The organism is Actinomyces sp. SKVG-SVH-4(1), assembly GCF_048514265.1.
GTDB classification, from domain to species: domain Bacteria; phylum Actinomycetota; class Actinomycetes; order Actinomycetales; family Actinomycetaceae; genus Actinomyces; species Actinomyces oris.
This window is the reverse complement of record NZ_JBGEVE010000018.1, coordinates 1-20,954: the sequence shown is the minus strand read 5'-3', so window position 1 is coordinate 20,954 and position 20,954 is coordinate 1. Positions and strand designations below refer to the sequence as shown.

The following is a 20,954-nucleotide window of genomic DNA, read 5'->3' as shown; positions in this document are numbered from 1 at the left end:
CATCCTCGGTACGCCTGTGTTCGCCCCGGTGACGTGTCACCGGGGCGAACCCTGTTCACGCGGACTGCAGCGGGCCGGTGAGGTAGCGCTGGATCGTCGGTCCGACGACCTCCGCGAGGTGGTCGATGCTCGCACTGGCGATGGGCTCCAGGCGCAGCACGTAGCGGATCATGGCCAGTCCCACCAGCTGGGAGCCGGCCAGGGTGGCCCGTTCGCGCGGCGAGGCGACTGACAGGCCCGACTGCTCAAGGGCCTCGGCCATCGGAGCCGCGACCTGCTCGGTGGCGTAGTTCTGGATCGCTTCCGGGCTGCGGGTGTCGGTGGCCATCCACTGCAGCAGGCTGCGGAAGGTCGCGCCGTCGGCGTCGTCGTCCCAGGCTGTCAGCGACAGGCGCACCAGCCGGGGGCCGGCCGAGAGGAGATCTCCGCTGATGGCGGTGGCGATCTCCTGACTCGCCCGCACGCGCAGGTTGACTGCCGCCCCGAACAGGTCCCCCTTGGAGCCGAAGTAGTAGGACACGAGTGCCGGGTCCACGCCGGCCGCCCGGGCCACCGCGCGGATGGTGGTTCCCTCATACCCCTGGGTCAGGAAGGACTCGCGTGCGGCGGTCAGGATTGCTTCCTGGGTGGAGGACGGTCGGCTGCCGCCTTCGCCCGGGCGACGTCTGGGGCCTCGACGGCGCGGGCGACCAGGGCGGCGCTCGGAGGGCTCGTCGTCGAGCGGAGCGCCGGGCTGCGGTGCACTGAGGGCGTCACTGGTCACTCCAGGAGATTACGAGCGCTGCAGCTGCGCGCGATGCCGGCCTCCTCTCCAACTCGAGAAGTTCCGGAAGAACGCGGCGCTTGATCGGGGTCGGCGCTCCCGGAAAAGTGTGACGGCTGGCCTCATTTTATGAAAGGCTATCGACGCGATATTCAGTGTTGTTCAGGGTTTCGGGGTGGCCGCGGCCGCCCGGAAAGACGGCGACAGGGGGCTACTTCTTGGAGTTCTTGGCCGAGCCCTTGACCTGTGACTTGTCCCCCTGGGTGACGACACAGGTGATCTTGCGGTCGCCCTGGGCCCAGGTGCCTTCGCCTGGCGTGAGGTACTCGACCTGGTAGTTGGTCTTGCCGGACTCGATCCCGACGTACTTGGTGAAGTCCTCGCCCAGGCAGAAGCCCTGCCCCAGGGAGTCACGTGCCTCTGGCTTGGGGAACTCCTTGATGTCGTCGCTGAAGGTGGTCTGCGCGATGACCTCGTAGGTGTGCGCCTTGGAGCAGTCGACGACGACGACCTCGCCGATCGCATGATCCCCGCCGGAGTCCTTGCTCACCGTGTTGTAGCACTGCCCGACCTCGAGGTCCTTGGTGGCGGTGGTGGTCTGTGAGGAGAACAGGCTGCAGGAGGCCAGCCCCATGGTGACGGCGGCGGCGACGGGGAGGGTGAGGAGCGTGGTCCGGGTGCGCATGGGTCGAACCGTAACAGTCGGAATGGCGGCATTGTGCCGGTTTTCTGCAGGTTCCTGGTTGCGGCCGGAAAGGCGGCTGAATAATCCGGGATAAGGACCGGGTGGCGACATGAGACGGAGAGACGGAGAGTCGCCACCCGGCCGGAGTGGGAGGCTGGACAGTGTTCACGAGGCGTGGGAAGGAAGAAGTGGTCCCCTCCATTCGTGGTTCGCCCGTGTGCGGCCGTCCTGCTCGTTGGGGACAGACTAGGAGTTCTTGATGGAATTATTCAATGGTGTGTTATCCCGGTTCTGGGCGAAGCAGACCAACGAGTGGTCCCCCTGGTCCCAGGAGGACTGTGAGGGGGTCAGGGCCGCCACCCGGTACTTCTTGGCCTTGGATGAGGAGCCGACGTACTTCTCCAGCACCGGGTTGCAGACGGCGGTGACCTCATCCGAGGTGCTCGCCTCGGCGTAGGTGGAGGCTGTGGACTGCCCCGTCCCGGTTACCTCGTACTGATGGGGTGTGGAGCAGTCGACGAGCTTCGCGCCCGTGGCATCCGTTCCGCCCTGCTCGGTCCCGTTGACCATCTCGGAGACGCAGTTGCCGGTCTTGAGATCCTGGATGCTCACGGTCTTGGCCTCGCCCTCCGCTTTAGCGCTGGAACTGGCGGAGGCGTCGGCCTGAGGAGTGGCCGAGGGGGTGGCGTCGGAGCCTTGAGAGGGCTCGTCCTTGGGGGAGTCCGTGGGGTCGGCCGTGGCCGAGGAGGAGGGCCGAGTGGAGGGTGTGCCCACCGCCTCCTCGTCGCAGGCGCTGAGGCTCACGGCGAGGAGGAGTGCCATCGGGAGGGCGATGAGGGATGGGATGTTCGTGCGCATGGGGTCATCGTGGCAGGAGCGGGAGGCGGCGTCGATGGGGAGGAGACCTGATCGGGAGCCTGCTGCGCGGCACGGAGGGGAGGATGGAAAAACCCCGGGATCGCTCAGATCCCGGGGTGGTGGCGGAGGATGGGGGATTCGAACCCCCGAGGGCTTGCACCCAACACGCTTTCCAAGCGTGCGCCATAGGCCACTAGGCGAATCCTCCAGGCGCTCCACGCGGCGACAACCACGTGCAACGAGAAAGGAATATATCGGAACGCCCATCCCCGGGGCCAGCCCGGGGTGGTGGGATCTGTCACGCGAGGCCGGTCGGGACGGTTCGCAACCGGGGGCCGGATCGGGTAGTCTCTCGCTCGGCCCCTCGTGCGGCGTCATCCAGTGAATCCCCCAGGACCGGAAGGTAGCAAGGGTAAGCAGGCTCTGGCGGGTGCGCGAGGGGTCCTCACGTGCCCGGACGGCGGAGGCTCACGCCGCGGCGGCGTCGACCTCCGCCAGGCGGCCGGTGGCCAGGTCCAGGACGAAGCCGCGCACGGCGTCGGTGCGGGGGATGAAGGGTGAGGCCTTGATGCGGGCGATCGACTGGCGCACGCTGTCGGCCAGGTCGGTGAAGGCCCCCGGCGCCCAGGTCGGCCTCGCGCCGGTGTCCGCCTCCAGGGCGGAGCACAGCTCCTCGTCGGTGAAGGAGAGCATGCCGCAGCCAGTGTGGTGGATGAGGACGATCTCCTCGGTGCCCAACAGGTGCTGGCTGATCGACAGGGAGCGGATCGTGTCCTCGGTGACCAGTCCGCCGGCGTTGCGGATGACGTGCGCCTCGCCTGGGGCGAGCCCCAGGGCCGCGAAGACGTCCACGCGCGAGTCCATACAGGCCACGACCGCGACCTTCTGCTTCCCCTTGGCCGCCAGGCCACCGCGGGCGAGGACCTCGGCGCAGTAGGCGGCGTTGCGGGAGACAAGAGCCTCGGTGACGGTCATGGTTCCTCCGTTCCTCCAGTCGGCGACGCGCCGGCCCGCCCATCGTGCCAGACGGCACCCGACCCGCCCGGAGCCTCGCACGGTGTCGGCCCGGCCGATTAGGCTCGGGCCGTGACCACCGCTCTGTACCGCCGCTACCGCCCCGACACCTTCCAGGAGGTCATCGGGCAGGACCACGTCACCGCTCCGCTCATGGCGGCGCTGCGGGCCGACCGCGTCACCCACGCCTACCTCTTCTCCGGCCCGCGCGGCTGTGGCAAGACGACGTCGGCGCGCATCCTGGCCCGCTGCCTCAACTGCGCCCAGGCCCCCACCGACACCCCCTGCGGCACCTGCCCCTCCTGCCGGGACCTGGCCACCGGCGGCCCCGGCAGCCTCGACGTCGTCGAGATCGACGCCGCCAGCCACAACGGCGTCGACGACGCCCGCGACCTGCGCGAGCGCGCCGCCTTCGCACCGGCCCGCGACCGCTACAAGATCTTCATCCTCGACGAGGCCCACATGGTGACCGCGCAGGGCTTCAACGCGCTGCTCAAGCTCGTCGAGGAGCCGCCGGCGCACGTGAAGTTCATCTTCGCCACCACCGAGCCGGAGAAGGTCATCGGCACCATCCGCTCGCGCACCCATCACTACCCCTTCCGTCTCGTCCCGCCCGACGTCCTCGAGGGCTACCTCGGTCATCTGTGCCAGGCCGAGGGCGTCGAGATCGGCCCCGGCGTCTTCCCCCTCGTGGTGCGCGCCGGCGGCGGCTCCGTGCGCGACACCCTTTCCGTCATGGACCAGCTCATCGGCGGGGCGCACGACGGCGGCGTCGACTACCAGCGGGCCGTCGCCCTGCTGGGCTACACCGACACCACTATGCTCGACCAGTGCGTCGACGCCATCGCGGCCTCCGACGGCGCCGGCGTCTTCCGAGTGGTGGACCGGGTCGTCTCCTCCGGGCACGACCCCCGTCGTTTCGTCGAGGACCTGCTGGCCCGGCTGCGCGACCTGCTCGTCATCGCCCTGGCCGGTTCCGAGGCCGGCGCGGCGCTGGGTTCCCTGCCGGTCGACGAGCTCGAACGCATGGACCTGCAGGCCCGCACCATGGGGGCCGCTGCTCTCTCCCGGGCCGCTGATACCACCGCCCAGGCCCTGACCGCCATGGTCGGCGCCACCTCCCCGCGTCTCCAGCTCGAGCTGCTCGTGGCCCGCCTGCTCATCCCTGCCGGTGGCGCCGCCAGAGGTGGTGGCGTTGCTGCCGGGGGTGCGGCCGGGCCTGCTGGGAGCGCCGGACCGATGGCCTCACCCGCCCCCGGTGGTGCAGGCGCCGGCGCGGGCACTGGAGCGGCCGGAAGTAGCGCCGGTGCTGTGCCCGCCGGGTCGGGACGTGAGATGGCCGCCCAGATCGCCCGCCAGGCCTCCGCGGAGGCCGCCGGCCGGCGTGGAGGCCAGCGGCCCGAGAACGCCGGAGGACCGGAGGGAGGCGGGAGCCCGGCGCCCGCCTCCCCTCAGGCGCCCCACTCCGATGCCGGTTGGGGGGCGGCCCCTGCTGCGCCCTCGGCGCCTGCCGCGGGCCCGACATCGACCGCACCGGCCTCGCAGGCGGGCCCCGCCGTCAGCTGGGACGGCCCGCTTGACGGCGCCGCCGCCTCGCCGGGGCCTTCCGCACCCTCGGCCGCGGCGGCCTCGCGACCGGCCGGGCAGTCCCCACGCGCAGCCGAGCCGGCCGGCGCCCCGGCCGCCCCGAGCGCGCCCGCCGCTCCCTCGGCCCCCGCTGCCCAGGCAGGCGCCGGTTGGGGAGCGGCCCCTGCCGCGCCTTCAGCACCCGTCGCCCAGGGCGGTGTCGCTGCTGGCAGCTCGGGCGGGGGCGAGGCGGCCGACGCGGAGATGATCCGCACCCGCTGGGAGGAGGTCCTCGAGGCGGCCAAGCGCTCGCGGCGCGCCACCTGGGCGCTGGTCGGCCCCAACTCCCGACCGGGTACCGTCTCCGGAGGCGTCTTCACGCTCCTGTTCACCGCCCCCGGCCTCGTGGGCGCCTTCGAGAACGGCGGACACGGCCCCATCTTCTCCGCGGCCCTCCATCAGGCCCTGGGCCTACGCCTCGAGGTGCACGCCATCGTCGCCGGCGACGACGGACCGGGCGGTCCCGGAGGCCCCGGTGGCCCGGGCGGCTCAGGCGGCCCGCGTGGACCGCAAGGACCGGGCGGCCCCGGCGCTGCCCCCTCCGGAGCGGAGACGGCGCACACCGCCGGCGACGGCTCCGGCGTCAGCCACGGGGCCGGTCACGGCGGGCCGCAGGGCTTCGACGGTGGCGGTGCCCCTGACGCAGACCCGAGCGGACCCGGACCGCAGGCCGGCGCCTTCGACTCAGCGGGCTCGGCCGCCAGCAGCGGGGAGCAGGATGTCAACGGCATCGGGACGCACTCCGGCGGCCAAGATCCGGCCGAAGCAGCGGCCCCGGCCGTCGTGAGTAGCGCCGGTGGCTCTGGCGACAGCGCCGCAGATGCGGTGCTGCACGGCTCCACCGGTGAGCCGGTCGCCGCATCCGCTCCCGACCCCCAGGCGCTCGCCACTCACGACCCCACCAGCGCTGCCCACGACGCCGGCCGCCCCACCCAGGGCCCGGCGGCGCAGTCATCCGCCGCTGCGCCGGCACGGCCCACCGACGTCGAGCCTGCCGACCGCCCCGGCGCGCACCGTCCCGTCTCCACCACCTGGGACGACGGCTCCCCGATCCCCGAGCCCCCGCCCGAGGACGACTGGGGTGCCGATCCCTACGCCGAGGACTCCGGCTACGTCAGTGGGGCTCTCAGTGTTGATGAGCCCAGCGGCTCTGCTGGGCACTCCGCCGCTCCAGCCCCGGCCGCCGTCGCCCAGGAGGCCGCGACCTCGCCCGAGCCGCAGCCGGCTCAGGTCGGCGTCGATCCCGCCGCCCCCACCGAGTTCCAGGCGGTCTCCCCAGCATCCCCGGCCGCCTCCGTCGCTTCCGCGTCCCCGGCGCCCACCGCTGCTCCCATGGCGCCGCCGGCATCCCCCGCTTCCGCGAACCCCTCCGATCCCGACGACGGCTGGGGGCCCGTCGCGATCCCCGGCGGGGGCTCGGCCCCGGCCCCGGTCTCCGCGCCCGCCGGCGGCGGCACCGATCTGGACGACGGCTGGGGCCCGGTCGCCGTCCCCGGCGGCGGAACTGTGCCCGCCCAGTCGGCATCCGCCTCCGCGCCCTCGTCCCCGCCGCCCGGGCCCTCCTCAGGCGCAGGCTCAGGATTGCCTGCATCCCCCGCGCCCACCGACCCCCAGTCCGCTCCGGCCCCCACCTCGGCCCCAGCTGCCTCCGCCTCACCCGCCCAGTCCCGCTCCGCCCCCGCCGCGCAGGCGCCCGACGAGGCGCCCCTGGCCACCGTCCACCGTCTGCGCGCCCTGCCGGAGATTCCCGGCGGGGCCGCGTCCGCTCCGGCGGCCTCCCAGTCCTTCCAGCAGACGTCCTCCTCCCCGTCCCCGCAGGCGCCCGGGGCCGGCAGCGCGTCACACGCCCCCGGCTCCTCGGAGACCACCGCAGGATCCCCCGGCCTGGCCCCTGTCACCTGGGAGGGGACGGCGTCGAGCCCCTTCAGCCCGGGCCCGCCCCCCGAGGAGCCCAGCGCCTCGAGCGCCCCACCCGAGGACGAGTCCACCTGGGCGCCGTCGGGCATCGCCGGCTCACGCCTGGCCGCCGCCATGGCCGCCGCTCGCGCCGCCGCCCAGGAGGCCGACACCGACTCCCTGGCCGACGACACCCCCAGCGAGGACGACCCCGACGCCGAGGACGCCGGCGTCGTCGGTCTCGAGGTCGTCAAACGGATCCTTGGCGCCCAGGTCATCGAAGAGGTCACCGTGACCCAGGAAGGACGCTGACATGCCCGCCGTCTACGAAGGCGCCGTCCAGGACCTCATCGACGAGTTCGGCGAGCTGCCCGGTATCGGCCCCAAGTCCGCCCAGCGCATGGCCTTCCATGTGCTCGCCGCCGACGCGGCCGCCGTCGAGCGCCTCATCGAGGCCCTGCGCGCCGTCAAGGCCAAGGTCCGCTTCTGCGAGACCTGCGGCAACATCGCCGAGGCCCCCCAGTGCGCCATCTGCCGCGACCCCCGCCGCGACCAGCGCGTCATCTGCGTCGTCGAGGAGCCCAAGGACGTCGTCGCCATCGAGCGCACCCGCGAGTACCGGGGGCTCTACCACGTGCTCGGCGGCGCCATCGACCCCATCAACGGCGTCGGCCCTGACGACCTGCGCGTGCGCGAGCTCTTCAGCCGCCTGGGAGACGGCGAGGTCGAGGAGGTCATCCTGGCCACCGACCCCGACGTCGTCGGCGAGGCGACCGCCGCCTACCTCACCCGCATGCTGCGCACCATGGCCGTGCCAGTCTCCCGGCTCGCCTCCGGCCTGCCCGTGGGCGCCGACCTGGAGTACGCCGACGAGGTCACCCTCGGGCGGGCCTTCGAGGGCCGACGCCGCGTCGAGGACTGACCGCCCCCTGCGCTTCTCGCCGCGAGCCGGGCATCTTTCACCGCCGCCAACAGAGTGTCGGGAGGGCTGCGCGAAGAATGCCCGGCCGGCTCAGGGCGGGAGGGTCAGGCCAGGCGCACGCCGCGCGGCAGTCGGCCGGCCGGGACGCGCAGACGTCTGCTGGCCGTCACCACGCCGCCGGCCCCCAGAGCCATGAGCACCACGAGGCTCGCGGGCCAGAAGACCAGGTGCTTGGCCACGGGAGCCTCGCTGTCGCGCCTGCTGGAAGAATCGTCGGAGGAGCCCTTCCGGTTCTTACAGAAGTTGCTGACGACCCGATCGGGCTTGGGGTCGCGCAGCTCGTCGGTCCACGAACCCGTGGCCTCCAGCGGGGAGTAGCTGCTGCGGTGGCCCCAGCCGTCGAGCCGACGGGGCGCGTGGGCGGTGGCGTCCCCCAGGATGATGAAGGGGTTGGGGGCCAGCAGCCACCAGATCCGATCGGTGTGGGTGACCTCCTCGACGGAGACCTCGGGGTCGGTCTTGCACACGAGCGTGCCGTTGGTGGATTTGTCGTAGTCCAGGCTGTAGGTCACCAGTGTCTGGTTGCCGACCGCCAGGGGTGAGCTGATGGCCATGAACAGTGGAGTCCCGACGACGAGGGCGGCCACCACGAGGTAGGTCAGGACCGCCGAGGCCGAGGGCCGCGCCGCCAGCGCCGAGAAGCCAAGGCCGATGGCGCACACCGCCCCCAGGGTGAAGACGAGGATGACCAGGTGGGCGAGGAGGGCCTGCCAGTGCGAACCGCCCGCGACCGTCAAGCCGATGAGGAAGGGCACCGCCACCCCCAGGAAGGCGATCGCGGCCACCCAGGCCGCCAGCAGCTTGCCGACGACGATCTCCTGGCTGCGCAGTGCCGTGGCCTGCAGCAGTGCCAGGGTTGCGTCGGCCCGGTCACCGTTGATGGAGGTCGCCGACAAGGTGGGGGCGACGATGAGCCCGATCCCCAGCACGAAGCAGACGACGATGTCGTAGAGCGTCAGAAGAAAGTCGTTGGACGGGCCTGTGGAGCTCGTGGTCTCGACGGCGATCACCAGCCCGCCGCACAGGACGATGAGGACCGTCAGCCAGATCCCCAGCATGATGCGCCAGCGCGTGGCCCTCACCCGCTGACGCAGCTCGAGCACCATGATGGTGCGCACACCGGTCCAGGTCATCGGCGTTCTCCTTCCAGAGCCAGGTAGGTCTCCTCCAGGGTTCCGGACAGCGGGGCGAAGGAGACGACCTCCACCCCGGCCTCAACGGCCCTTCGCAGCAGGCGGGCCGCGGCCGCGTCGTCGGCGACCGGGAGGCGCACGGCGCCGTCCTCCTCCGCCGTGACGGGCAGCTGCGCGGAGCGTGTCCACTGGCCCAGTCGCCCGGCGTCCAGGGCCCGCATCCGCCAGGTCCGCTGCATCGGGAGCGGGGCTGGCGCTCCCGAGCCCGCCTGGCCGGGCGCCGGGCCCCACCCCGGCGGCGAGGTGACGGCGGTCCCGTGGGACATGAAGACGACGCCGTCGACCATCTCCTCCATCTCCGTGAGGATGTGGCTGGAGAGCAGGATCGTGGTGCCGCCCGAGGCCAGGTCGCGCAGCAGGACGCGCAGGTCGGCCCGCGAACGCGGGTCCATGCCGGCGGCTGGCTCGTCCAGGAGCAGGACCTTGGGGGCGTGGATGAGGGCGCGCGCCAGGCCCAGGCGCTGCTTCTGGCCGCGGGACAGGACCCGGGCGGGCATGCGCGCCATCTCCTCGAGGTGGACCAGGGAGAGCATCTCGACGGCTCGGGTACGGGCGGCGTCGGCGTCCATGCCCTGGGCGGCGGCGAAGGTCAGGAGGATCTCGGTGCAGGTCAGGGAGTCCCAGGTGCCGAAGGTGTCGGGCATCCAGCCCACGGCACGATGTACCTCGCGCGGCTGGGTCACCGGGTCCAGGCCCGCCACCCGGATCGTCCCGTGGTCCGGGGCCAGGAGGGCCGCAAGCATGAGCAGCAGTGTGGTCTTGCCGGCGCCGTTGGGGCCGACCAGGCCGGTGACGGCGCCGCTGGGCACCGACATGTCCAGCTGGTGCACCGCCGGCGCCTGACCGAAGAAACGGGTGAGCTGGGAGACTTCAATGCTCATACGGCCAGGCTACGTCGTCGGCGCGGGCCCGGTGGGTGGAAGCCGGGCCCGCCTCACGTCGACACTTCGACCAAAACTTCAGAATCGACCCGGAGCCGCGTCGTTTCTGAAGATTCTGTCGAAGTGTGGTCCGGCGGCTGTTGAGAGAGCTTCGAGTAGCGTTCGAGTAGGTTGGCAGTAGCGCCGTTCGAGGCGAGTTGTTCCCTGTCATCCCAACGTTCTGCAGGTTCACGTCGCTACTCTCAATATTTTAGAGTAGATGTCAGTGGGTGGCCGGAGGACTCTGCTGCGGGCAGTGAGGCGGCAGAGGCGGGGGATCAGGTGCCGGGGACGTACCATGTGGCTCGCGGGTCTCGAGGTGACTGCCCTCTTCTCTCCACCAGTCCCTCTTCGCGCAGCGTCTTGAGCCACCGCAGGACCGTAGGGCGGGATGCGTTGACGCCCGACGCAATCTCCCCCGTGCCCAATGGCCCGGTGCTTCGCAGGAGCGTGACGACCTCGAGCGAGCCGTGAGGCAGTCTCTCAATGACGTCGCTCGAGATGGCCGACGTCGCATCCAGCCTCACGATGACGCTGGTTGAGGTCTGACGATAGTGAGGGTCCGCGAGACCGGCTTGGCGCATGTCGTCAACCATGCGCCTCATGCCCTCGCCGAGCTCCTGCGTGATCCCGAGGTCCGCGCACACCCTGGCGATGCGCGGGTTGCGTGCGTATCGCGCGATCTCGAGTGGGCGACTCGGATCGCTCATCCCGGGAAAACGGCCCGGACTGGAAACCTCGATACGGTGGGGGAAGATCGACACACGGATGTGGTCCCCGGCCATCGAGTAAGAGCGGTGGACGACGGCGTTCACCACGGCCTCCAGCCAGGCGTCCCGGGGGATGATGTCCGTCGGGCCGAAGGTCCCCTCGTTCTTCAGAGCCCTGCGCTTAGGGGCCCACTGATCGATGAGCTCAGCCGCTCTGGCGATGACGTCCGGGATGGTGCCCTCGAGGCGTCGATCGCCGTCGGCCTCCATGGTTTGGCGTGCCCCGGTGCCTGTTTCGTCCTCTCGGTAGCGTAGGACGCGCACCAGTGCCTGTGGCAGAAGCTGCTCGGGTGCAGCGCCGAAGAGCAGGAGCGCGGCGATGGTGGGCTTGCCGTCCTGTGTCAGGAGGCTGCGGCTGCGCAAGACGTGGCTGTCGTCTCCGTGTGCGCCGATCTCCGCTCGTAGTCGATCGATTGCCTTTCCGCTCAGGTCGGCCATCGTAATACCGGCGGGCTGGGCCTCATATGTCTCGGCCTCCCGGTCGTAGACGAGCTCTTCCCACATCGGGCCGTCAAGCTTCACGGTGGAGTCACCCATGCGCAGGAAGGCTGTTCCGTCACTGCGCCGGTGTGCGTGTCGGCTGGGAGGTACCTGGGCGACGAGAAGATGGTCTTGTGTGCCGTCGTCGTTCATCACTGGGACCTCCCGGAAGTGGACGCGCAGTGGTGGAGCCACCATGGTCATCGGTACCTGGCGAAGCCTGTTGGTTTGAGAGGGTGTGGAGTCGGTCCCCTCGACCCGCTTCTCACTCAAGCCGACGATGACGGTTCCACCTTCCGCGTTCGCCATCCCGATGATGGCCTTGGCGAAGCTCTTCTGGTCAACACGGATGGATTTGCGTTCGAACCACTGGTTCTCCTGCGTCTGAGCCAGTCGCTCACCGCGTTCGTTGATGGGGAGGTTGAGTAGCGCATCGATGTCGTCGTGGCCCATGGGTCTACTCTAACATTTTTAGAGTATGTAAGAGTGGGCGTGAGTGGGATGGCTCTCGGGCCCGCCTCGCGTCGACACTTCGACCAAAACTTCAGAAACGACGCGGCTCCGGGTCGATTCTGAAGATTCTGTCGAAGTGTGGGGCCAGGGCGGTGCGGGGTGGGGGTCGGGAGCCGCGGGTCGGGGCTGCGGGCCGCGTGATGTGCAGGCAACACGGCGCACCGTATGCTTGACCCCAGCCACGTCGTCGTGGGCGCCGCACGGCGACGGCTCCACCCCCGGAAGCCTCTGCCAGGACGCCCGCACCGGCGCGGAGCACCTGATGCTAGACACGCACTGATTCCAGGACCCGAGGAGCGCCTTATGGCACTGGTCGTCCAGAAGTACGGCGGCTCGTCCGTCAGCGACGTCGACGCGATGCGGCGCGTCGCCCGGCGCATCGTCGCCACCCGCCAGGCCGGTAACACGGTCGTCGTCGTTGTCTCCGCGATGGGGGATACGACCGACGAGCTCCTCGACCAGGCTGCCGCCCTGACCACCGACGCCCCCGCCCGCGAGATGGACATCCTGCTGTCCGCCGGTGAGCGCATCTCCGTGGCCCTGCTCGCCATGGCCGTCTCCGAGCTCGGCGTCCCGGCGCGCGCCTACACCGGCGCCCAGGCCGGCGTCCTCACCGACTCCAAGTACGGCAAGGCCTCCATCGTCGGCGTGCTGCCCGAGCGCGTGGCCCGCTCCATCCAGACCGGCTCGGTCGCCATCGTCGCCGGCTTCCAGGGCATCAACGAGGTCGAGGACACCACCACCCTGGGCCGCGGCGGCTCCGACACGACCGCGGTCGCCCTGGCCGCCGCCCTCAACGCCGACGTCTGCGAGATCTACACCGACGTCGACGGCCTGTTCACCGCCGACCCCCGCATCGTCCCCACCGCCAAGCGCATCGAGTCCCTCTCCAGCGAGGAGACCCTGGAGTTGGCCGCCCACGGCGCCAAGATCCTCCACCTGCGCGCCGTGGAGTACGCCCGACGCTTCGGGGTGCCGCTGCACGTGCGCTCCTCCTTCTCCGACAAGACCGGGACCTGGATCTACGACGGCCGCCGCGAGGGCGCCTTCGTGCCCTCGGTCGTGGCCGCCCAGCTTGACGACGTCGTCGCCGCCGACACCGACAGCGCCGCCAGTGCCCCGAGCGCCGCGAGCCCGGCCGCCTCGCAGGCCGAGGGAGCCGCCTCCGCCTCGCCCTCAGACCCCGCCGGGCTCGACGAGGGGCCCTCGGCCTCTGTCGTCGACACCGCGCACCGCAATGCCATCGCAGCGCGGGCCCAGGCCCGCCCCCGCCCGACCGCCAAGGAGGACCACGTGGAAGCCCCCGTCATCTCCGGAATCGCCCACGACCGCAGCCAGGACAAGATCACGCTCGTGGGCGTGCCCGACGTCCCCGGCGCCGCCGCCCGCATCTTCGCGATCGTGGCCGGCACCGACGCCAACATCGACATGATCGTCCAAGACGTCTCCGCCGAGGGGACGGGCCTGACCAACATCTCCTTCACCTGCCCCGACGGCGACTCCGCCGCCGCCCGCGAGGCCCTCGAGGCCGCCCGCGAGGAGCTGGGCTTCCGAAGCCTGCACTTCAACCCCGACATCGGCATCCTGTCCCTGGTGGGGGCCGGCATGCGCTCCAACCCGGGGGTCTCCGCGCGCCTGTTCGGCTCGCTGAGCGAGGCCGGGGTCAACATCCACATGATCTCCACCTCCGAGATCCGCATCTCGGTGGTGGTCGACGACGCCGTACTCGACGAGGCCGTGCGCGCCGTCCACTCCGCCTTCGGCCTCGACGCCCAGGCCGCCGAGGCGGTCGTCTACGGAGGGACCGGACGATGAGCAATCCCGTGAACACCTACACCGGAGTGGCCGACGGCGTCTGCGTCGCCGTCGTGGGGGCCACCGGCCAGGTCGGCCGCGTCATGCGCGCCATGCTGGCCGAGCGCGACTTCCCCGCCCGCTCGGTGCGCTTCTTCTCCTCGGCCCGCAGCGCCGGGACGGTCGTGGACTTCCGCGGCGCCCAGGTCGAGGTCGAGGACGTCGCCACCGCGGACCTGAGCGGCATCGACGTCGCCATCTTCTCCGCCGGGGGCGCGGCCTCGCGCGAGCACGCCCCGCGTTTCGCCGAGGCCGGGGCCGTCGTCGTCGACAACTCCTCGGCCTGGCGCAAGGACCCCGAGGTGCCGCTCGTGGTCAGCGAGGTCAACCCGCACGCGCTGCGCGAGCGCCCCAAGGGCATCATCGCCAACCCCAACTGCACCACCATGGCGGCCATGCCGGCCCTCAAGGTGCTGCACGAGGAGGCCGGGCTCATCCGCCTCATCGTCTCCACCTACCAGGCTGTCTCCGGATCGGGTCGGGCCGGGGTGGCCGAGCTGGCCGGGCAGGTGCGCGCCGTCGTGAACGAGGACATGGAGGGCCTGGCCCTGGACGGGCGGGCCGTCGAGTTCCCCGCGCCGGAGGTCTACGTCGACACCATCGCCTTCAACGCCGTGGCCTGGGCCGGGAATGACGCCGGTGACGGCTCCGGTGAGACCGACGAGGAGCAGAAGCTGCGCAACGAGTCCCGCAAGATCCTGGGGATCCCGGACCTGCTGGTCTCCGGCACCTGCGTGCGCATCCCGGTGTTCTCCGGCCACGGGCTCAGCATCAACGCCGAGTTCGAGCGCGAGATCAGCGTCGAGCGTGCCCGCGAGCTGCTGGAGGCGGCGCCCGGCGTCACCTACGAGGACGTGCCCAGCCCCCTCAAGGGCGCCGGCCGCGACGGCACCTTCGTGGGGCGTCTGCGCGCCGACCAGGCCTTCGCGCCGGGCCACGGCCTGCAGTTCTTCGCCGTCGGGGACAACCTGCGCAAGGGCGCGGCCCTCAACGCCGTCGAGCTGGCCGAGCTGGTGGCCGCCGAGCTGCGGGGCTGACCGGGTCCTCTCTTTCGCCGAGCCGGGCACTTTTCGCGTGAGGCGACCGTTCTACGGTCGGGCTGCGCGGGACGTGCCCGGCTCGGTGCCTGCGCGGTCAGTGCGGCCGCCGATCTTCCCAGGAGCCCGGTGTAGAGTCCCGTCCATCAGAGGAGAGGAGGTGTCCTGTGAGCAGACAAGTGAGTGTCACTCTGCCAACTCATCTGGCGGACGAGTTGGAGCAGCGCGTCGCATCGGGTGCTTACACCGACCGCAGTGAGGCAGTCACTGATGGACTCCGGGAGCTGTTCGCCCGTGAGGAGGCCGTTGATGCCTGGCTGCGCGGCGATGTGGCGCCGGCGTATGACGAGCTGAGGGCTGATCCCTCGTTGGCCCTGAATGCCTCGCAGGTGCGTGCCCACATCGCGGCCCATCACTCCCGCCGGACCTCTGAGGCGTGAGGGCGATCTGTGACCCGGCGTGTGGGATACTCTCCGCAGGCGCAGCGTGATCTGACCGATCTCTACGACTGGATCGCACACGAGTCGGGCTTCCCTGATCGCGCCGAGGCCTACGTGACCGCGCTGATGGACCGGTGCGATGCGTTGGCCGACTTCCCAATGGTTGGTCGCGCTCGCGACGACATCCGCCCCGGCCTGCGCACCATCGGGTTTCGCCGACGTGCTGTCATCGCTTTCGCCATCACCGATGAGATGATTGAGATCATCGGCGTCTACTACGGCGGGCGCGACTATGGTCCGCTTCTGCGTGCCGACGATGAATGACTGAGCTTGCGAATCTGTGTGCGGCGTAGCCCTCCGCGCCGAGCCGGGCATCTTTCGCGTGAGGCGACCGTTCTTCGGTCGGGCCGCGCGAGAAGTGCCCGGCTCGGTTACTGCGTGGTGGACGACGACGTCGCCGCGAGCCGGTGGATGTTGAAGAACTGAACCGTGACTGCGGTGGCGACGATCGGCACGGGGACGACTGCGACGGAGTAGCGTACGGCGTCCTCGAGGCCATCCGTCACGACGTAGCCGATGAGCACAGAGACGAGGCAGGTGAGGGGAACGATCGGGGACACCGCGGTGAGCAGGGTGATGACGGCGCCGCAGAGGAAGTAAACAGCCGCGTCGAGCAGGATTCCCGTGTGCAGGGAAGTGAATACCTCGGGACGTGACACGAGCGGCAAGGAGAACACGATCCCGAGTAGGAAGCCGAGGACGGACATGGTGGCCAGGGAAGTTGTGGGTGCCTCGCGTTGAATGAGGCGCCGGTGCCAGCCGCCTTGAGTCAGGCATGTGGCAACAGCGGTGCCGAACATGATGCCGGACAGTGCCCACAGTGTGGGTGCGACTTGAGAGAGGTGAATGTCGATGTGCTCCTCGACGGTCGCCGGCAGGTCCACTGCCGTGGTTGCGATGACGGCGAAGACGGTGCCCGATAACCCTTGAGCGCGGCACGAACTCCGTGATGCAAGTCCGAGAAGCGTGGCCGATACGCCGATGAGGGCCAGCATGAACCAGATGGTGTCAGTGTCATGCAGGCCTGCAGCCCGGGCCTCCAGCAGGCTGAGAACGATGGTGATGGAGGCGAGAGCCGCCGCCGGCGTGCGTAGTTGCTGGAACGAGGTCTCATGACTCATGGGTGTCCTTTTGCTGTGCTGAGGTGCTGGATTTTAAGGCTTTCCCCAACGTGGGCGACCGTGGCCGCTTGTCGTGGTACATGGTGAGCAGTCCGGCTGTGGCGGAGATGGCGAGAAGAGGGAGGGGGAGAGTCTCGACCAGGTAGCTCCTCGCCGCATCTGCGTCGTCGAACGTGTAGTAGCGGCTGATGGTGATAGCCAGGTAGATCAACGAGACGGAGGGCGCCATGCCAGCGAGCGAGGTCATTGCAAAACCGCAAAAGAAAGCAGTGATAGCTGCTCCGAGATCTCCGGATGAGGCCCATAAGCGTGGATATGATGCGCTGACAAGAGGTGCGGACGCTAGGATACTGACAAGTGTCACTACCGCAATCTTATCAAGAATCAGGCCCTTGATGTCGAGAGACGAGCGATGCTTGCTCATGCGGTTGATGGCGGTGCATGTTGCTACGGCGGATCCGCACATGATGCCAGACAGTATCCACAAGGTGGGAGAGATTCTTGAAAGGTCGCCTTGATCGTACTCACTGCTTGTTGGTATCATTTCGCCAATGAGGGCGGTGATAGTGAATACTGTGCTTGCGGCCCCTTGTGCTTGCGGGGAATTCCATGTGGCCACCCCTGTAGAGATCATCCAGAAAATGAGGATGACAATGGTTGTGGGCAAGTCGAATGACGTGGATTCGGTGTCGAGCCCGTATATCTCTGTGAGTGCAATGACGGTGAAGGCGCTGATGATGACGGCCGCCGGTATGCGCAGCGGCTGAAACGGCTTGTCCTCGTTCATGTCGCGATGCTGTTCTTCTCAAGGGTTGGGAGGTGCCGGGCGTGTTGCCGGGGTGCGGTGGCACAGTGGCTCGATCTGGGTGGTGCGTCGTCGGGAAGTGTAGTGAAGAAAATCATCCGTGTCGGCGGTTGGGATCCGCCGAATAGCGGTATGTGGTGATGTCAGGACGGCTGGCCGTGTTGGCGCACGAGGGGAGAGGGGCAGGTGCCTCTGGAGCGTGGGGGCAGCGCCGTCGTAGGGCTGAGCCGCGGGAGGAGGACTGGTCTGCCCGGCTCGATTATTGTGTGGTGGACGGTGACGGTCCGAGAGGCGGAGCGTGCTCTCACCTGCCCGAGTCGGGTGCCTCCAGAAGACGGTCGATGCGCTCGCTCAGCTCGCTGACCTGCTGCTGCAGGGCTGCCACCTGCGCCCGCGTCGCGGCCTCCTGCTCGGCGTTCTCCTCCTCGACCAGTGAGACGATCCACGAGGCCAGGGTCGCCGTGCCGACGCCGGTGAGCGCCACCCCGCCGATCATGAGCAGCGCCGCGATGAAGCGCCCCTGCGTGGAGAGCGGGAAGGTGTCGCCGTAGCCGACAGTGGTGATCGTCGTCAGCGCCCACCACAGGGCCTGGCCGAAGGACTGGATCGAGGAGCCCGGCTCATGACGCTCCGCATCCAGCACGGCCAGTGCCGAGGTGAAGATGAGCAGGGCGGCGCTGCCGGCCGTATACAGGGTGATGCGCCCCCGCAGCGCGGTGCCGGCGCTGCGCTGCATGATGCTCACGAGCGTCACCAGGCGCAGGAGCCTGAGCGGCCGCAGGATCGTCAGGACAATGATCGCCAGGTCGGGCAGGTGGCGGAGGAACCAGCGGCCCCGGCTCGGCGCCAGGACCAGGCGGACAAGATAGTCGAGTCCGAACAGCGCCCACACGGCGCCGATCACGAACTCGGCCGTCTCCTTGGCTGCGCCTTGCGCGTTGGTGAGTACCTCCCAGGCATAGGCGCCCAGGAAGACGACGGCGGCGCCGGCCAGAGGCCACTCCGCGGCCCGCTCCCACGCCCGCAGCCGAGTGCCCGGGCTGATGTCAGTCGGCATGTCTCGATGGTAGACGGCGCCTCGGTTAAAACTGTGTAGGCCTCACCGGCGGGGGCGGTCGACGCTGCGGGGACATTTCTGTGCAGCCGGGGGCCTTCGACGCCGTCGGGGACGGGAATCCTGTCCCCGGACGCGTCGGGTGTCCCCGTCCGGGGAGGCGTGCACCCGGCCGTGTGGAATGTCCCCGTCCGTCTTGGAGGGCGGGGCCGCCGGGCTCAGGTGAGGAGGACTTTCAGGACCACAGGGGCGGCGAAGCGGCGAGGCTGCGAGCCGGTCTCGATGACGTCGAGTACCCCGATGTCAGTCAGCTGGGCAACCAGGCCATTGGCTCGCCCGTACGAGATGCCGAGGGCCGCCTCAACCTTACGCACCGTGAAGCTCGGATTTGCGACCGCGAAGTCGACAAGGTCAAGAGCGTGCGCGGACCGCAGGCTGGAGGCGCGCACCGTCTCCTTGAGGCTCTGGTGCGCCGCGGACAGGGCGAGCATCTGGTGGCGCGTGTTGGTGGCCGCCGCGGCCAGTCCCTGGGAGAAAAAGGTCAGGAAGGTGTCCCAGTCGCCGTGGGTGCTGACTCGCAGCAACGCGTCGTAGTACTCGGCGCGACGCTCCTCGAACCACGGCGAGACCGTCAGCGTGGGTTCGCTGAGAACACCCGAGTTCAGGAGAGTGAGCACGACGAGGAACCGCCCCAGGCGCCCGTTGCCGTCCCGGAAGGGGTGAAGCGTCTCGAACTGGTAGTGGGCCATGCCTGCGGCGATGACCGGGTCGATGTCTCCCGTGTGGTCCTGATGCAGCCAGTCGACGAGGGCTCGCATGCCGGCGCGAAGAGGATCCCCGGGCGGTACGGGAACGAACTGGGACGCATGGATCGGGTTCGTGCTGTGCGCACCGGTGCGGCGGCCGATCATGACCTGGGTGTCGCGCAGGCGACCTGAAGCGGACTCAAGGGGAGTGCCCCGCATGAGCTCGCCTTGAAGATCCTCGATCAGCGACAGGGTGATAGGACGCCCCTCCTGCGCCCACAGGAAACCGCTGTTGGCCATGCGGACGTAGTTGAGGATCTCTGTCATCTCGGCGGTCGCGGGGGCGTCGTCGGCGGCGGTGAGCACCTCGCGCAGGGGGGCGTATGTGCCCTCCAGGGCCGACGTCGACTGCGCCTCGCGCCGTAGGGAGGGGGTACGTAGCAGATAGGGGTTCGGCAGCTGCTGGGCCGTAGCGTCGAGGGCGGCCAGTGCGCGGCCGGCTGCTGCCACCATCCGGTAGGTGCCTCCGCTGAGGGGCGGCTCGTCGGAGCCGAGCGGGGTGGGGATGAAGGCCTTGTGCTGCCAGTTGCCGGTCACCGGGTCGGAGCCGGTGATGTCGACCAGCTCCCCCATGGTGTCGTCGACGAACATGCTCACATCCATGATGTCAGTCTAATGGTAGTTGTATGACATCTAAAGAGGGGGGATTGCATACAATGTCGGATTGTTGGACATTGCGGGTGGGTGTGTGCCTGGAAACTGCCATGTGTGAGGCTGTGCGCCGGTGACTGCCGCCGTGGGGTTCCGTTGTGGGTGGGGGCCTTCGACGCCGTCGGGGACGTTTCGTTGTGGTCGGGGGCGTTCGACGCCGTCGGGGACCGGAATCCTGTCCCCGGACGCTTCGGGTGTCCCCGTCCGGAGCGGTGTGTACCCGGCCGCGTGGAATGTCCCCGGCCGCACTGTGCAGGGCTGGGTGAGGTGGTGGAGGCGCCATTCGTGGGAGGGGTGTTGTCTGTCGGGGCTGGTCGTGGTCAGTGTCTGTGTCGGGCGTCGATGGTGGGATCAAGCGATGGATGCGCCACTCAAGGGAGGGGGTTCTCTGCCTGGGACTGGATGTGCTCAGGGGCTGCATCGTGGTGCCGTGGTGTGGGTGATGACTGGTGAGCCGGATTCGTCTCAGCCTCCGATGTCGGTGCGTCGGCTGCCTCCTCCTGCTCGATTGAGGTTCGTATCAGCTGAGTGGCCCGCCAGACCTCGTCGAGCCGGGCCTCGACCCGGGAACGGGCGTCGTCGAGCCGGGAGAGTTTCACCGTCAGACTGAGTCGCGGGATGATGACCGGTCGCCCCGGCTCGGCACCTCCGGCGGGTGGGGCGTAGACGGCCTGCACTTTCACGCGCCCCCAGCGAGCCGGAGCCTCCTGGATGCTGAAGTTGTTGCGCCCAGCAGGTAGGGGGAGGGAGAAGGACTTCGGGTCAGCGACCGCCATGCCGTACGTTCTCAGGCGTACCGCGCTTGCCCGCCGGCGTGCGGCAGCGCGTTTCAGGGCCACGAACAGGCCGATGTGGGCCAGGCCGAGAATCCAGGTTGCCCCCACGGCCAGATCTTGAGTGGAATCGCTGTAGACCAGGGAGTGCGGGATAGACATCATGGTGAAGGGGGAGGCCGTCACCAGCATGCCCGCGAGCATCGCCCACAGCATGCCCACGGCGCGGCTGTTGGGGTCCTGAGAGACGTGGAGGAACCGTGCCGACGCGATATCGCGATGGGTCACGGTCGCGTCCTTGGCGAGCCACTGGTCCGTGCCCGTGAAGCAGGAGGTCGCTCCAAAGATGACGGAGGTCAGCACGAAGCTGAAAATGAGTGGTGTCGCGCCTACCACAGTTGCGGCATCGGCTATCGATTCGTTGCCCTCCGGGTAGGCGACGGCCTCGTCCAGGGCGCCCAGAGCAAAGGCGGTTATGAGCAGGATCAGCGGGTAGAGGAGCGCGATGCCGGCGGCGGCCAGGGCACCCAGGCACCCGAGCACCCTGGTCTTCGTAGTGGGGCAGGTGCGGAGGTATGTCAAGCCCTGGGTTTTGTGGAGGCTGGTTTATCTGGTGCCGGTGGTTGCCGGTTGTGATTGTTCGTGGCGGTGGC

General features: G+C 69.5%; 17 protein-coding genes, 1 tRNA gene and 1 other RNA gene. 6 read left to right on the top strand and 13 right to left on the bottom strand.

What is annotated here, in order from left to right; translation table 11 throughout:
* Window positions 1–55: 55 nt before the first annotated feature.
* The 4 genes from AB7V09_RS11860 to AB7V09_RS11845 form a co-directional block, all read right to left on the bottom strand.
* Window positions 56–763 (bottom strand): TetR/AcrR family transcriptional regulator, encoded by a 708-nt coding sequence (locus AB7V09_RS11860; protein WP_101559005.1) that lies wholly within the window; start codon window positions 761–763, stop codon window positions 56–58.
* Window positions 764–974: 211 nt separating this feature from the next.
* On the bottom strand, window positions 975–1,448 hold the full coding sequence (locus AB7V09_RS11855; RefSeq protein WP_075413956.1) for a septum formation family protein: 474 nt from the start codon (window positions 1,446–1,448) through the stop codon (window positions 975–977).
* A gap of 246 nt (window positions 1,449–1,694) precedes the next feature.
* Entirely contained in the window at window positions 1,695–2,306 is a 612-nt protein-coding gene (locus tag AB7V09_RS11850; protein WP_419143882.1) for a septum formation family protein, read from the bottom strand.
* A gap of 120 nt (window positions 2,307–2,426) precedes the next feature.
* A tRNA-Ser gene (locus AB7V09_RS11845) sits at window positions 2,427–2,514 on the bottom strand.
* Between the two features lie 147 nt (window positions 2,515–2,661).
* Between AB7V09_RS11845 and ffs the strand changes: the two genes are divergently transcribed.
* Window positions 2,662–2,756: signal recognition particle sRNA small type (gene ffs / locus AB7V09_RS11840), an RNA gene on the top strand.
* 18 nt (window positions 2,757–2,774) lie between these two features.
* On the opposite strand, the gene AB7V09_RS11835 is transcribed toward ffs, so the two are convergent.
* Window positions 2,775–3,281 carry a beta-class carbonic anhydrase gene (locus AB7V09_RS11835; protein WP_419143881.1) on the bottom strand — a complete coding sequence of 169 codons (507 nt, stop codon included), beginning with the start codon at window positions 3,279–3,281 and terminating at the stop codon, window positions 2,775–2,777.
* Window positions 3,282–3,392: 111 nt separating this feature from the next.
* Between AB7V09_RS11835 and AB7V09_RS11830 the strand changes: the two genes are divergently transcribed.
* Both AB7V09_RS11830 and recR read left to right on the top strand, forming a co-directional pair.
* Window positions 3,393–7,154 (top strand): DNA polymerase III subunit gamma and tau, encoded by a 3,762-nt coding sequence (locus tag AB7V09_RS11830; protein ID WP_419143880.1) that lies wholly within the window; start codon window positions 3,393–3,395, stop codon window positions 7,152–7,154.
* 1 nt (window position 7,155) lies between these two features.
* Complete coding sequence (gene recR / locus AB7V09_RS11825) at window positions 7,156–7,764, top strand: recombination mediator RecR (RefSeq protein ID WP_003788101.1); 609 nt, start codon at window positions 7,156–7,158, stop codon at window positions 7,762–7,764.
* A 104-nt stretch (window positions 7,765–7,868) separates the two neighbouring features.
* On the opposite strand, the gene AB7V09_RS11820 is transcribed toward recR, so the two are convergent.
* The 3 genes from AB7V09_RS11820 to AB7V09_RS11810 form a co-directional block, all read right to left on the bottom strand.
* Window positions 7,869–8,957: an ABC transporter permease gene (locus tag AB7V09_RS11820; protein WP_419143879.1), complete on the bottom strand. Its 1,089-nt coding sequence runs from the start codon at window positions 8,955–8,957 to the stop codon at window positions 7,869–7,871.
* Window positions 8,954–9,898, bottom strand: a complete 945-nt coding sequence (locus tag AB7V09_RS11815) for an ABC transporter ATP-binding protein (RefSeq protein WP_419143878.1) — start codon at window positions 9,896–9,898, stop codon at window positions 8,954–8,956. The genes AB7V09_RS11820 and AB7V09_RS11815 overlap by 4 nt, the downstream gene beginning before the upstream one ends.
* Before the next feature lie 317 nt (window positions 9,899–10,215).
* Complete coding sequence (locus AB7V09_RS11810; RefSeq protein ID WP_419143877.1) at window positions 10,216–11,640, bottom strand: ATP-binding protein; 1,425 nt, start codon at window positions 11,638–11,640, stop codon at window positions 10,216–10,218.
* A gap of 363 nt (window positions 11,641–12,003) precedes the next feature.
* On the opposite strand from AB7V09_RS11810, the gene AB7V09_RS11805 reads away from it, so the two are divergent.
* The 3 genes from AB7V09_RS11805 (at window position 12,004) to AB7V09_RS11795 (ending at window position 15,355) form a co-directional block, all read left to right on the top strand.
* Entirely contained in the window at window positions 12,004–13,515 is a 1,512-nt protein-coding gene (locus AB7V09_RS11805; RefSeq protein ID WP_419143876.1) for an aspartate kinase, read from the top strand.
* A complete protein-coding gene (locus tag AB7V09_RS11800) occupies window positions 13,512–14,591 on the top strand; it encodes an aspartate-semialdehyde dehydrogenase (protein WP_060956936.1) in 1,080 nt (359 codons plus the stop codon). The genes AB7V09_RS11805 and AB7V09_RS11800 overlap by 4 nt, the downstream gene beginning before the upstream one ends.
* Window positions 14,592–15,040: 449 nt before the next feature.
* Window positions 15,041–15,355 (top strand): type II toxin-antitoxin system RelE/ParE family toxin, encoded by a 315-nt coding sequence (locus tag AB7V09_RS11795; protein ID WP_075414966.1) that lies wholly within the window; start codon window positions 15,041–15,043, stop codon window positions 15,353–15,355.
* A gap of 107 nt (window positions 15,356–15,462) precedes the next feature.
* Here the strand turns inward: AB7V09_RS11795 and AB7V09_RS11790 are convergent, their stop codons facing one another.
* From AB7V09_RS11790 to AB7V09_RS11770, 5 genes are all read right to left on the bottom strand, one after another.
* On the bottom strand, window positions 15,463–16,212 hold the full coding sequence (locus AB7V09_RS11790) for a hypothetical protein (RefSeq protein ID WP_419143875.1): 750 nt from the start codon (window positions 16,210–16,212) through the stop codon (window positions 15,463–15,465).
* Window positions 16,202–16,999 (bottom strand): hypothetical protein, encoded by a 798-nt coding sequence (locus tag AB7V09_RS11785; RefSeq protein ID WP_419143874.1) that lies wholly within the window; start codon window positions 16,997–16,999, stop codon window positions 16,202–16,204. The genes AB7V09_RS11790 and AB7V09_RS11785 overlap by 11 nt, the downstream gene beginning before the upstream one ends.
* Before the next feature lie 322 nt (window positions 17,000–17,321).
* Window positions 17,322–18,074, bottom strand: a complete 753-nt coding sequence (locus AB7V09_RS11780; protein WP_419143873.1) for a potassium channel family protein — start codon at window positions 18,072–18,074, stop codon at window positions 17,322–17,324.
* Between the two features lie 215 nt (window positions 18,075–18,289).
* Complete coding sequence (locus AB7V09_RS11775; protein ID WP_419143872.1) at window positions 18,290–19,480, bottom strand: Fic family protein; 1,191 nt, start codon at window positions 19,478–19,480, stop codon at window positions 18,290–18,292.
* A 419-nt stretch (window positions 19,481–19,899) separates the two neighbouring features.
* A complete protein-coding gene (locus tag AB7V09_RS11770) occupies window positions 19,900–20,883 on the bottom strand; it encodes a hypothetical protein (RefSeq protein ID WP_419143871.1) in 984 nt (327 codons plus the stop codon).
* Between the last annotated feature and the right edge of the window lie 71 nt (window positions 20,884–20,954).

Bases quoted from the DNA above. Each gene is read 5' to 3' on its own strand.
- AB7V09_RS11785 (WP_419143874.1), bottom strand. From the start codon at position 16,999: ATGAACGAGGACAAGCCGTTTCAGCCGCTGCGCATACCGGCGGCCGTC.
- AB7V09_RS11850 (WP_419143882.1), bottom strand. From the start codon at position 2,306: ATGCGCACGAACATCCCATCCCTCATCGCCCTCCCGATGGCACTCCTC.
- AB7V09_RS11815 (WP_419143878.1), bottom strand. From the start codon at position 9,898: ATGAGCATTGAAGTCTCCCAGCTCACCCGTTTCTTCGGTCAGGCGCCG.
- AB7V09_RS11855 (WP_075413956.1), bottom strand. From the start codon at position 1,448: ATGCGCACCCGGACCACGCTCCTCACCCTCCCCGTCGCCGCCGCCGTC.
- AB7V09_RS11810 (WP_419143877.1), bottom strand. From the start codon at position 11,640: ATGGGCCACGACGACATCGATGCGCTACTCAACCTCCCCATCAACGAA.
- recR (WP_003788101.1), top strand. From the start codon at position 7,156: ATGCCCGCCGTCTACGAAGGCGCCGTCCAGGACCTCATCGACGAGTTC.
- AB7V09_RS11775 (WP_419143872.1), bottom strand. From the start codon at position 19,480: ATGGATGTGAGCATGTTCGTCGACGACACCATGGGGGAGCTGGTCGAC.
- AB7V09_RS11805 (WP_419143876.1), top strand. From the start codon at position 12,004: ATGGCACTGGTCGTCCAGAAGTACGGCGGCTCGTCCGTCAGCGACGTC.
- AB7V09_RS11800 (WP_060956936.1), top strand. From the start codon at position 13,512: ATGAGCAATCCCGTGAACACCTACACCGGAGTGGCCGACGGCGTCTGC.
- AB7V09_RS11790 (WP_419143875.1), bottom strand. From the start codon at position 16,212: ATGAGTCATGAGACCTCGTTCCAGCAACTACGCACGCCGGCGGCGGCT.
- AB7V09_RS11835 (WP_419143881.1), bottom strand. From the start codon at position 3,281: ATGACCGTCACCGAGGCTCTTGTCTCCCGCAACGCCGCCTACTGCGCC.
- AB7V09_RS11780 (WP_419143873.1), bottom strand. From the start codon at position 18,074: ATGCCGACTGACATCAGCCCGGGCACTCGGCTGCGGGCGTGGGAGCGG.
- AB7V09_RS11820 (WP_419143879.1), bottom strand. From the start codon at position 8,957: ATGACCTGGACCGGTGTGCGCACCATCATGGTGCTCGAGCTGCGTCAG.